The organism is Robertmurraya sp. FSL R5-0851, assembly GCF_038002965.1.
Classification (GTDB): Bacteria; Bacillota; Bacilli; order Bacillales; family Cytobacillaceae; genus Robertmurraya_A; species Robertmurraya_A beringensis.
This window is the reverse complement of sequence record NZ_JBBOOE010000001.1, coordinates 1,306,666-1,318,368: the sequence shown is the minus strand read 5'-3', so window position 1 is coordinate 1,318,368 and position 11,703 is coordinate 1,306,666. Positions and strand designations below refer to the sequence as shown.

The window sequence follows — 11,703 nt, the reverse complement described above, 5'->3', positions numbered from 1 at the left end:
GCCGGCCGGTCTCATTTTCACCAAACTACTTTATTATTCAGCTTTAATACCTTTTTCATCGTAATACTTCTGTGCACCTGGATGGATGTCAATTCCTACACCATTTACAGCATTTTCAGCTGAGATCAATTTTCCTTTAGCATGTGTCACTTTATCAAGGTTTTCAAAGATAGCCTTTGTAACATCATATACAACTTCTTCAGAAAGGTCTGATTTTACGACTAACATTGCTTGAACAGCAACAGTTGCTACTTTATCAGTTAATCCGTAAGTACCAGCAGGAACTTCATCCTCAACATAGTATGGATATGCTTCAATTAATTCTGCAATTTTTTCAGCTGCAATTGGTACAATCACAATATCCTCTGTTGCAGATAACCCTTCTACTGCCCCTGTTGGTGTACCAGCAGTAACGAATGCAGCATCAATGGTTCCATCTTGAATACCAGCAGTAGACTCATCAAACGATAGGTCTTGCTTCTGGATATCATCGAATGATAAACCATGAACCTCTAAAATTTGTTCTGCATTAGCAGCTGTACCTGAACCAGGTGCTCCTACAGAAACTTTTTTCCCTTTTAAATCTTCAACAGAGCTAATACCTGACTTTGCTGTAGTAACAATTTGAATGGTTTCTGGATATAATGTTCCAATTGCTTGAACATTATCAACGGCATTCCCTTCAAACATTAACTTTCCGTCTTTAGCGTATGAAGCGATATCAGTTTGTGAAAAGGCAATTTCTGCATCACCAGCTTTAAGTGTGGTCATGTTTTCAGCAGAAGCACCTGATGTTTCAGCGTTTGTTTCAATACCAGTTGCATCCGAGATGATCGAAGCAAATGATCCACCTAGCGGGTAGTATGTACCACCAGTTCCACCTGTTACGATACTAATGAACTTTGGCTTTTCAGCACCTGAATCACCGCTATCCTCAGCACCATTTCCCTCGTCATTGTTTGCTCCACAAGCAGCAAGCACAAGTGACAGTACCAACATCAGAACGGTTGAGAGAAGAAAACGTTTCTTTTTCATTGGAATTCCCCCTTTTATATTTTTCCAGTTTTTCGTAATAATTTTATCATAACTCTTCATCAGTTTGTCAAACAATTTGGTACAACTAGCATATCACCTACAATTTTTCTATCTTTCACTTTTATATACATATTTATTTATGTATTTCTATACAGGATTTATACACTAAGTAAAATAAATTTATTTCCATACAATATTTATGATAGAATTTTTAGTAGTACCTTTATATTCCAGTAAAGGGGAAATGCTCAGTGAATACCCTAAAAGGAACCATTCAAGACTTGTTGGTTTATAGTTACGAACTTAAAGAAGAAATAAACCTTTTGGTATATAAGCCAGCCAATTATTCACCTTTATATAAGTACCATCTCCTTGTTACAGCTGATGGGAAGGATTATTTCCAATTAGGTAGACTAGCCAGGCTTTGTGATGAACTTCTTTCCGAAAAAGAAATAGAAAATATTATTGTAGTTGGAGTTCCATATCTCACAATTGAAGACCGCTGGGAAAAATATCATCCAAAAGGAAAAAAACATGAAGCATACATCCGCTTTTTGGCACATGAGCTTATCCCATTTTTGGATCAAGAGTTTCCAACCTTTCAAATGGGGATGGGACGGGCATTAATGGGTGATTCCCTAGGAGCTACTATTTCCCTACTCGCTGCAATAAAATATCCAAACACATTTGGAAAGGTTATACTTCAATCTCCATACATAAACAGCAACGTTTTGGAAAAAGTGGTCAATAAAAACACAACTAGTCTTCTCTCTATTTACCATAGCATTGGAAAAAATGAGACAGCCGTAAAAATGACAAAGGATGAAGTGTATGATTTTCTAACACCTAACCGAGAACTGAACAAATACTTAAAAAATCATTCTCTTTCCTATGTTTATCATGAATTTGATGGAGATCATACATGGACATATTGGCAAGGAGACTTGAAGTCGTCCTTAAAAGCGATGTTTGGCTCATAATACAAAGGGTATTGCGGGCCTTGTATGGGTATAATTATATAAATGATTTTGAAAATTTGTTATAATATTTAATATTCAACGCTTCTATATTACATAGCTTATCGGAGGTCATATAATGAAATTTGGAATTGTTATTTTCCCTGGAAAAACACTTCAAGATTTAGCTAACTCTTACAGAAAGCGCTATGATCCTCATTACTCACTCATTCCACCGCATATCACGTTAAAAGCGCCGTTTGAAGCTAACGAGGATGAGGCAAAAACATTAGCTAATAAGCTTGAAGATATCTCAAAAAGATTTTCTCCTTTACATATTCACATACCGAAATTTAGTTCTTTTCATCCTGTAAACAATGTTATTTATTTTAAAGTAGAACCTTCAACTGAGATGACAGATCTTCATGAGGCGATTGATGCCCTTGGGTATGGAGAGGCTACAGAATATTCCTTTGTTCCTCATATAACGTTAGGACAAAGATTATCCGATGATGAGCATTCGGATGTTTTCGGATCATTAAAAATGCAGAAGATGAATCACGATGAATACGTAGATCGTTTTCATCTTTTATATCAATTAGAAAATGGCTCATGGACTGTTTTTGAGACGTTTAGGCTTGGAAAGGAATAGATATTAGTGAATGTAGACATCGTTACAACAAAAGAACAGCAACAGGATGCCTTTAAAGTTCGAAGACTCGTATTTGTGGAGGAACAACAAGTACCGGAGGAAGAAGAGATTGATCAGTACGACGATGAATGCACTCACTTCGTACTTTATGATCAGGAAACACCTATTGGTGCTGGTCGCTTTCGAGATTTAGAAGGCATTGGAAAAGTGGAAAGAATTTGTGTATTATTTAGTGCTAGAGGCACCGGTGCTGGGAAACTAATAATGGATAAAATTGAACAATATGCCAAACAAAATGATTATGCTGCATTAAAATTAAATGCTCAAACACAAGCCATTCCATTTTACAGCAAATTAGGATATGAAATCATATCTGAAGAGTTTATGGATGCTGGCATTCCACATCGAACAATGAAAAAATATATATAAAAAAATGCCTCATTAGAGGCATTTTTTTATACGCTTATATCAAGGTACTTTCCTTTTCCTGTAATTTCATATATATGAGCTAACGCCTCATTAGTAGGTCTTACTACTTTTCTTTCTTCTCTTTGAAGCAATTTCTTAGAAAAAGAAGATTGCTGGTGCTGATTACCCTCTGAAGTTCCACTTTTTATCGGAGTAACTCTATTTACCGATTCATATTTATATGGATCTCTGGATGTTATTAAGTTTCTCTCTAAATACTGGTTCGATTGAAAATTAACTACTGGAATAATATAGCCCATCTTCTTCACCTCTTTCATAAATCTCCTCAAACTTTTGGAAAATAAATCTTTTATTTTTTCTTCTTTATGTAGGAGTAATTGTTTTGTTATGATAGAGTTCGATTGAGTTTTTGATTTTAAGGGGTTAATTATGAAAATTGCTATGAAAAATAATGAAACAGTTAATTTAAACATTATGGATAGAGAGAATTATCAATTTGTATATGATGAAGCTAAAAAAGGAAAACTTCATTGTCCCACTTGTAAAGAACAGGTCCGTCTTTATTTAGGAATACAAGAGGAGCCCTATTTTTATCATATGCTCCGGAAGCAATCTGAATGCAAAGGTTTAGATATCGAATCCGCTGAAATGAGTATTGAGCCTATCGAATATGTTGAACGAAATGGCTTCAGAATACCAGTTACTCGTATGATTGTTTCTCCATCCAAACAATATACGTTTCAGCCATCAATACATGTAAAAGCTTCTCCCTCCTTTCAACCAACCGTTCGGCAAGAATCAACCATAACCTCACACTATATAAAACGATTATTTAACAGCGGTTTCCAACTTGATGATCAACAAATAAAGGCAGTCACAACGGTAAACGGCTCTGTCCTAGTTGTTGCTGGTGCTGGTAGTGGTAAGACAAGAGTGTTAACTACAAGAGCGGCATATATGCTTCATGAGTTAAAAATAGATCCAAAATCAATTATGCTTGTTACGTTCACAGCGAAAGCAGCCACAGAAATGAAAGAAAGGCTTAACCAATATCCTCTCCTTTCACCTACAGACATTAATAGGCTTTTAACTGGTACATTTCATAGTATTTTTTATAGAATACTAGCTTACCATGAGCCAGAAAGATGGCATCCATCTAAATTAATAAAAAAGGATTGGCAAAAGGATCAAATCCTTAAAGAAGGTGGAAAAACAATTTCTCTTGATGAGAAGGTGTTTGCATACGATTTAGCTCTTCAACAAATTGGATATTGGAAAAATACGTTTCTACTTCCACAGGATATACAAACAGCTAGTCGTTGGGAGGAGCAAGTATTACAGTTATACAAACATTATGAACAAGAAAAGGAAAAGAAGAATCTATTCGATTTTGATGATATGCTTATCGGATGCTATAAATATCTAACCGATCATCAAGATGTTTTAGAGATGTACCAAAATCGCTTTCAATATTTTTTAATTGATGAGTTTCAAGATATTAACAAAGTTCAATATGAGCTGATTAAATTGCTATCCCGTAAAACAGCAAACTTATTTGCCGTTGGAGATGATGATCAGTCTATTTATGCATTTCGAGGTAGTGACCCTAAATACCTTCTATCTTTCGAAAAAGATTTTCCAAATAGTAAAATGATTATCCTAAACGAAAATTACCGTTCCTCACATGAGATTATTTCAACTGCCAACCGGATCATTGAAAAAAATACAACTCGTAGAAAAAAAACGATGCAAGCTCAATATCAACATTCTCTTTCACCTTTGTTGTTTTATCCTTTTGATGAAGAAGAGGAAGCAACCATGATTGTTCAGGATATAAACGAAAAACTACAAAACGGGTATGCTCCAAATGATATTGCTATTTTATACCGTACGAATACCGGGAGCCGAGCAGTTTTTGAAAGACTAGCGACAACTAGCTTTCCTTTTAGGATCGATCTGGATTCCGAAAACTTTTATGAACGTTATTTAGTAAAATCCATGTTGTCCTTTCTACGTCTCATTATTAATGAAGATGACCAGCAGGCAATCAGTCAGATTCTCCCAGTTCTCTTTATTAGACAAGCTGTTATGAGTGATTTAAAAGCGAACAGTATTTTGAATGATTGCTCCATGCTTGAATGCTTATCCAATATTACAACCGGTCATGCCTTTCAGGAAAGAAAGATAAAGAAGCTATTACCTTCTATTAGAAGCTTGAAAGGAAGCAAGCCACTAGACTGCATTGAATTCATTGAAAAGGAAGTAGGCTTTGGTGATTATTTAAAAAAGCGTGGCAGTGAAGGAAATAGTCTTGAAAAAGGTTCTGACGATATTCGCGATTTGAAGGTTGCAGCAAAAAATTTTCAAACAATTATCGACTTCCTAGACCATACGAAGCATATGAGTGCTATGAATAAAGAAATAAAACAACTTAGTAAACAACTTGAACAGGCAATTACGCTTAGCACTATTCATCGAGCAAAGGGGTTAGAATACCGAGTCGTGTATATTCTTGATGTTGTTGACGGAGGAATTCCTCACGATTACGCACTAGACTCCTTGAGGAATGGTGAGTCGGCACCAATTGAAGAAGAACGTCGTCTACTATATGTAGCTATCACTCGCGCTAAAGAAGAATGCTATATAGCGATACCTCATAAAAGAAGAGGCAAAAATGCTAAGACCTCTAGATTTTTGGCTCCCATCCTTCCAAAATAACAGAGAAAAAGAAGAGAGAAGCTTCCCAATTTTTGGAGGCTTCTCTTTTTTTTTTTATTTCTTATTAATCATTTTAGATAACGTATTAAAATCAAGTTGTTTTCCATCAGCAACAATAGAAGAAACAATTTTATCTTCCATTTCCTTTGTGACTGGTTTGTTTGCAATTTGAGATACACGTTTGATTACATTGCGAACTGTTTTTTCATCTTTAAAGTTTGCATTTTGTAATGAACCAGCCAGTTCAAGAATGTCTTTCATATTAACGCCAGTTTTCTTTTCAACATTTTTGAAAAATTGATTATCCATTCTTAAAACCACGCCTCCTTTTTAAGCTACTCTCATCTTATGAAGAAAACATAAAAAGGGTGATTTTAAGACAGGAAAAAGACCGTTTCTTTGTACAGAAACGATCTTTCTTCCTACACTTCTTTTTGGAGATTAGTTGTAAAAGCTAGCTCCAACAATAATTAACAAGATGAATAATACAACGATTAATACGAAAGTTGATCCGTATCCACCAACGTTGCCACCATAGCCGTAACCGCAATAGCCGTAACCCATATCAAGTCACCTCACTTTTCCTTGACTTACTATAACGTATGTAAGTGACCTGAAAACGTGTAGGCTTTGTCCTATATCAAAAAAAGTTTTAGCCTTTTGGCTTAAATATTAGAGCACCGATAAATGCAAAAACGATTGCTGCTGAAATACCCGAGCTTGTAATTTCAAACATGCCAGTTAATACCCCGATAATTCCATGCTGTTCAGCCTCTTGAAGGGCACCATGAACAAGTGTATTACCAAAATTTGTAATAGGTACAGTTACTCCAGCACCTGCAAAATCGGCTAATGGTTCGTATAATCCAAACCCATCTAATACCGCTCCAATAACAACAAGTGTACTTAATGTATGTGCAGGGGTAAGCCGTGCTACATCAAACATAAGCTGTCCAATTACACAAATGGCACCTCCAACAACAAATGCCCAAAAAAACATAGCCAGCATTTTTTCTTCCCTCCCTTATTCGTTCATTTCAATAGAAACAGCATGGGCAATACACGGAATGGTTTCATTTTGCTGAACAGTAAGCGGCGATAGAAGTGCTCCTGTTGCAACAACTAAAATTCGCTTGTATGTCCCCTTTTTCATTTCATTTAACAGATGTCCATATAATACCGTTGCTGAACAGCCTGCCCCGCTTCCTCCGGATTGAACAGGTTGATCTTCATGGTAAATTAACATGCCACAATCCTTAAATTGCTCTTTTTTTATTGGCAAGCCTTCCTTTTGCAATAATCCAAATGTGGTTTCATGTCCAATTTTTCCAAGATCACCTGTTACGATTAAGTCGTAATATGAAGGATCAATTTCCAAATCCTTAAAATGAGCTAAGATCGTATCAGCTGCAGCAGGAGACATGGCTCCTCCCATATTAAAAGGATCTGTTAAACCAAGATCAATGACTTTTCCAATGGTAGCTGATGTTGTAACCGGCTTCCCACTTTCATTCCCCTGATTTGCTTTGACCAGTGCCACACCCGAACCTGTTACGGTCCATTGAGCAGTAGGCGGCTTTTGTCCGCCGTACTCAGTTGGGTAACGAAATTGCTTCTCCACAGCCGCATTATGGCTCGTTGCACCTGTCAGAATATAATTTCCTCCCCCATAATTTACAAAAAAAGAGGCAAGTGCTAGTCCCTCCATCGATGTTGAACAAGCACCAAATATACCAAGATACGGTAGTTTTAACTGTCTGGCAGCAATGCTAGTTGGAGTAATCTGATTAATAAGGTCTCCAGCAATCATGAACTGTACATCCTCTACCGTCACACCCTCTTTTTCAAACGCTGTATTCGTTGCAACTTCGAGTAAGTGACGGTGGGCTTTCTCATAGGAATCTTCTCCCATCCATAAATCATCAAACAGAACATCAAAATCACCTGATAATCTGCTATTGGCTTCGAATGGACCACCAGTCACACCTGTAGCAGTAATAACGGGGCGATTATTAAATACCCATGATTGTTTTCCTTTCAGCATTATATTGCCCCCAGTTTGATTAATATCGTTTTAATTAACGCAACCACAAACGCTGAAAAAACCCCAAATAAAACAACTGAACCAGCTAGTTTAAATAAATTCCCACCAACACCGAGAACAAACCCCTCTGTTCTATGTTCAATTGCAGCAGAAATGACGGCATTCCCAAAACCCGTTACAGGTACTGCACTACCTGCCCCTGCAAATTGGCCTAACCGATCGTAAACCCCGAAGCCTGTTAAAAGCATGGAAATAAACACCATCGTTGCAACAGTTGGATTACCTGCTGTTTGCTCTGTAAAGCTGAAAAAATAAATATAAAAATAGGTGATAGCTTGACCAATCATACAGATGAATCCTCCAACTAAAAAAGCCTTTAAACAATTCTTAAAGAGCGGTCTTTTTGTTTCAAAATTTTTCTCAAATTGCTTATATTGTTCTACCTCTTTTGATTCTGGCTTTTTATTCCCCACCTTTGCATGCTCCCTTCTATGTTAGTTCTTTTTTCAACTTGATAATTTCTTCTAGCTTTTTCTTTGCATCCTTTTCGGAAAAATCAGGATCTTTCATTTTATCGTTTAACTCAACGGCTTCTAAAAATATTTTATAATCACTAGAGACAATGAAATTTTCCTTCGGGTACTTTTCTTCAAGCATTTTATTAATTTCCCCTTCAATTTTGACCATATGAAAACGTTGCATATGCTTCACTTTATAAGCAACTAATATTTCCTCCTCACCTTTAATAACAGCAACATCATAAAGTTCATCAAATTTAGCGACATCCTTTTTTATGGAGGCCACTAGTTTATGATCTTTCTCTGTTTTCTCATCAAGAATGATGGGGTCAGGATCACTTTTTTGAATTAAGGACATCCCACTGTGCTGTGTAGCGTCAGTATTACAAGAAGTAAGCAAGGCGGTTAATGCAGTTATTAAGGTGAGAGTGAGTGATTTTTTCATATATTTCCATCCTTTTATTCTTATTCTTGTATTTATGTTTTCAAAAAAATGAAGATTTTATGTTGGTATCTATTTGTATATTTATTCCATATAAGACTGCGTTAATGATCAACAAAAGATCCTGCTTCTAAAAGAAGCAGGATCTTTTTATTATCTAGATAGTAAGTGGTAGCCAGAATCTACATGTAGATTCTCACCTGTCATTCCTCGTGACAGGTCACTAAATAAGAATAATGCAGTATCCCCTACCTCTTCCTGTGTTGTTGCATGTCTTAGAGGAGAGTTCTCTTCAATTTCCTTAAGAATCAAATTAAAATCACTGATTCCCTTAGCTGATAACGTTCTAATCGGACCAGCTGAGATAGAGTTTACTCGGATATTGTTTGGTCCTAAATCATTGGCTAGGTATCTTACACTTGCTTCTAGAGACGCTTTAGCCACACCCATTACATTATAATTTTTAATTACACGTTCTCCACCTAGATAAGTTAGCGTGACAATGCTTCCGCCTTCTGTCATTAACTCCCTAGCTTCTTTCGCAACAGCCGTTAAGGAATAAGAACTAATGTTATGAGCAAGTAGGAATCCATCTCTAGTTGTATTCATGTACTCCCCTTGCAGTTCTTCCTTATTCGCAAACGCGATACAGTGAGCAATACCATGAACGGTTCCGACTTGTTCTTTTATTGAAGAGAAGCATTTTGCAATATCCTCATCAGAAGTAACATCACACGGAATAAGAAGAGATTGTTGTCCTTCTAGAGTTTCAACCAATTTACGAACTTCGTTTTCAAACCTTTCCCCAGCATAGGTGAAGATTAAGTTCGCTCCCGCATCATGTAAAGAGCGGGCAATCCCCCATGCGATACTACGCTTATTAGCAACGCCCATAACCACTATATTTTTTCCTTTTAAAGAAAGGTTCATTATGTATATCCTCCTAAATAAGAATCTGTTATTAGTACCTAGTACTAATATTACATGATTTTTTTCAAAAAGAAAAGTCTTAATGATAAAGGCAGCCTGCTGGGAGCTTCCAGCAGACCTAATTTTACATAAGGAATTCTAACTCTCTCCTCAACTCTTCCACATACTCTTTAGAACCAGTTACAATTAAACGGTCATGTAAATGAAGCTCCGTATCTCCGTGAGGAACGATGTTTTCTTTTCCACGGAAAATCCGTACAAAAATGACGTCTCCCGTAAACGGGAACTTTCTTAGTGTCATTCCTTCATATTGTACGTTCATTAACTGGATTTCATATAAGGCAGTTTCCTGATTTGTAAGGATATTCAATACACTCGGAGTTTCAATTAATGCGCGTAACAATGCCTTTGTGGAAAGGAAGATAGAGAATACCTCAACGTCTTGTGCTTTTAATTCCTCCTCTAAATCTTGTGTTTCAATTCTAGCAATTACCCTTTCTACTCCTTTTTCTTTGCATGCTAATGCTAAATGAGCATTGATCTCATCACTACCCGTTGAAACAACGATAATATCAGCATGAAGCACATTTTCCTTTTCGAGTGTTTCAAGCTCAAAATCTGGTATTTCCACAATGTTAAACAGTGAGTCCGCAATTTTATATGTCGCTTTTTCTTGCTTTGTATGATAAATAGTTGGTTCATAAAGACTAGATTCTAGCTGTCTAGAGACTGGCATGGTTAATTGATTGGCTCCAATGAAGGCAATTTTTAATTTTTTCACTTGAACCGATTCCTTTGGTAACAGCTTTTTAAACACAATCGGTGTAAATATACATGTTAAAACTGCTACTAAAATAAGCATTCCACTCATTTCATTCGTAATAACGCCCATTCTCTCCCCAATGGTGGCAGCTGCTATCACTAGAGAAAGGGTTGACGTTAAAATAAACCCTGATGCCATAACGGTTTTGAAATCATACCATTTCTTTAAGACCAGAGCAGGAATAATTTTTGATAATAATAAAGCAATTAACAAAAGAGGGACAAGTATGATAAGCTTCGGATCACTAAATAACTCCCAAATATTTAGACCAACACCTACCATTACAAAGAATATCGGAATTAAAAACCCGTAGCCAAAGGAATCAAGCTTATGAACTAATTCTTGGTTCGGAGATAATAATGACACGAGTACACCTGCTAAAAACGCTCCAAGAATATTCTCTGCTCCAACCGTTTCAGAAAGTCCAACAAGTACAATTATGAGAGTAAATACCCCTCTTGTACCAATTTGAATAGTTCCTGTGGATAGTGCTTCTAGAATTTTATTGTTTTTAAATCTTTTTGCAACAAAGAATAAACCAACTCCTACAGCAAAAAGAACGAGTAATAACCATGTATTGCTATCTCCACCTCCATATAAGGAAACGAAAACTGCAAGCAAAATCATTGTAACTAAATCAGCAATTACGGCCACAAGGAGGATAATTTGACCAATATTGGTCTTCATTAAATTTCCTTCCTTTAATGTTGGAACCACAACCCCTAAAGAAATCGTTGAAATAATTAACGTCATTAAAAACGCATTCTCAATAAATCCTGCTAGTACAAATAGATAAGATAAAACCAATGACACAATAAAGATACCTATGAAAACAATGGATGCAGCAACAAAAGTATTCGGTTCCTTGTTACCAATTGCTTTCTGTCCTTTATTCCCATTTTTCTTAAAAGCAGTAAAATCAATTTCTAGACCACTTAGGAACATTAAAAATATAAATCCAAGAGTCGACAATGTTTCTAGCCACATGTCTTCATGTACAATGTCAAAACCGCTTTTCCCAATGATAAGACCGACGATGATTTCAGCAACTACCACTGGAATAAAATTTAATTTAAATCGATGCAAAAGAATGGGTGTTAAGAATGCAACAACAACTACTATTAATAGTGATGTAACAGAAGCACCATGTTCCATT

General features: G+C 36.2%; 14 protein-coding genes. 4 read left to right on the top strand and 10 right to left on the bottom strand.

Translation table 11 applies throughout. The features are described 5' to 3' along the window. Nucleotides 1–33 precede the first annotated feature (33 nt). On the bottom strand, nt 34–1,035 hold the full coding sequence (locus tag MKX65_RS06820) for a TAXI family TRAP transporter solute-binding subunit (RefSeq protein WP_340902932.1): 1,002 nt from the start codon (nt 1,033–1,035) through the stop codon (nt 34–36). Between the two features lie 251 nt (nt 1,036–1,286). Here MKX65_RS06820 and MKX65_RS06815 point away from each other — a divergent pair, with 251 nt between their 5' ends. The 3 genes from MKX65_RS06815 to MKX65_RS06805 all read left to right on the top strand — a co-directional run bounded on the left by MKX65_RS06815 (nt 1,287) and on the right by MKX65_RS06805 (nt 3,072). Beyond that, complete coding sequence (locus MKX65_RS06815; protein WP_340902931.1) at nt 1,287–2,015, top strand: alpha/beta hydrolase; 729 nt, start codon at nt 1,287–1,289, stop codon at nt 2,013–2,015. Nucleotides 2,016–2,130: 115 nt separating this feature from the next. Further along, nucleotides 2,131–2,643 carry a 2'-5' RNA ligase family protein gene (locus MKX65_RS06810; protein WP_160546369.1) on the top strand — a complete coding sequence of 171 codons (513 nt, stop codon included), beginning with the start codon at nt 2,131–2,133 and terminating at the stop codon, nt 2,641–2,643. Nucleotides 2,644–2,649: 6 nt separating this feature from the next. Continuing rightward, nucleotides 2,650–3,072, top strand: coding sequence for a GNAT family N-acetyltransferase (locus MKX65_RS06805; RefSeq protein ID WP_340902927.1), 423 nt, complete (start codon nt 2,650–2,652; stop codon nt 3,070–3,072). A 26-nt stretch (nt 3,073–3,098) separates the two neighbouring features. Here MKX65_RS06805 and MKX65_RS06800 read toward each other — a convergent pair whose 3' ends face one another. Beyond that, nucleotides 3,099–3,389, bottom strand: coding sequence for a hypothetical protein (locus tag MKX65_RS06800; RefSeq protein WP_160546370.1), 291 nt, complete (start codon nt 3,387–3,389; stop codon nt 3,099–3,101). 112 nt (nt 3,390–3,501) lie between these two features. Between MKX65_RS06800 and MKX65_RS06795 the strand changes: the two genes are divergently transcribed. After that, on the top strand, nt 3,502–5,790 hold the full coding sequence (locus tag MKX65_RS06795; protein ID WP_340902924.1) for an ATP-dependent helicase: 2,289 nt from the start codon (nt 3,502–3,504) through the stop codon (nt 5,788–5,790). A gap of 54 nt (nt 5,791–5,844) precedes the next feature. On the opposite strand, the gene MKX65_RS06790 is transcribed toward MKX65_RS06795, so the two are convergent. The 8 genes from MKX65_RS06790 to MKX65_RS06755 all read right to left on the bottom strand — a co-directional run bounded on the left by MKX65_RS06790 (nt 5,845) and on the right by MKX65_RS06755 (nt 11,702). Further along, nucleotides 5,845–6,099, bottom strand: a complete 255-nt coding sequence (locus MKX65_RS06790; protein ID WP_119707282.1) for a stage VI sporulation protein F — start codon at nt 6,097–6,099, stop codon at nt 5,845–5,847. A 132-nt stretch (nt 6,100–6,231) separates the two neighbouring features. Then, nucleotides 6,232–6,354, bottom strand: a complete 123-nt coding sequence (locus MKX65_RS06785) for a YjcZ family sporulation protein (protein WP_340902922.1) — start codon at nt 6,352–6,354, stop codon at nt 6,232–6,234. An 88-nt stretch (nt 6,355–6,442) separates the two neighbouring features. After that, nucleotides 6,443–6,799, bottom strand: a complete 357-nt coding sequence (spoVAE, locus tag MKX65_RS06780; RefSeq protein ID WP_119707280.1) for a stage V sporulation protein AE — start codon at nt 6,797–6,799, stop codon at nt 6,443–6,445. Between the two features lie 15 nt (nt 6,800–6,814). Further along, the gene (gene spoVAD, locus MKX65_RS06775) at nt 6,815–7,834 is read right to left on the bottom strand and encodes a stage V sporulation protein AD (protein WP_340902921.1); all 1,020 of its coding nucleotides are present in this window, start codon (nt 7,832–7,834) and stop codon (nt 6,815–6,817) included. After that, entirely contained in the window at nt 7,834–8,307 is a 474-nt protein-coding gene (gene spoVAC, locus MKX65_RS06770) for a stage V sporulation protein AC (protein ID WP_340902919.1), read from the bottom strand. Before spoVAC ends, spoVAD begins: the two co-directional genes overlap by 1 nt. A gap of 16 nt (nt 8,308–8,323) precedes the next feature. Further along, nucleotides 8,324–8,797 (bottom strand): sporulation protein, encoded by a 474-nt coding sequence (locus MKX65_RS06765; RefSeq protein ID WP_340902918.1) that lies wholly within the window; start codon nt 8,795–8,797, stop codon nt 8,324–8,326. A gap of 150 nt (nt 8,798–8,947) precedes the next feature. Continuing rightward, nucleotides 8,948–9,724 (bottom strand): enoyl-ACP reductase FabI, encoded by a 777-nt coding sequence (gene fabI, locus MKX65_RS06760; protein ID WP_160546374.1) that lies wholly within the window; start codon nt 9,722–9,724, stop codon nt 8,948–8,950. 124 nt (nt 9,725–9,848) lie between these two features. Continuing rightward, nucleotides 9,849–11,702 (bottom strand): cation:proton antiporter domain-containing protein, encoded by a 1,854-nt coding sequence (locus MKX65_RS06755; RefSeq protein WP_160546375.1) that lies wholly within the window; start codon nt 11,700–11,702, stop codon nt 9,849–9,851. Between the last annotated feature and the right edge of the window lies 1 nt (nt 11,703).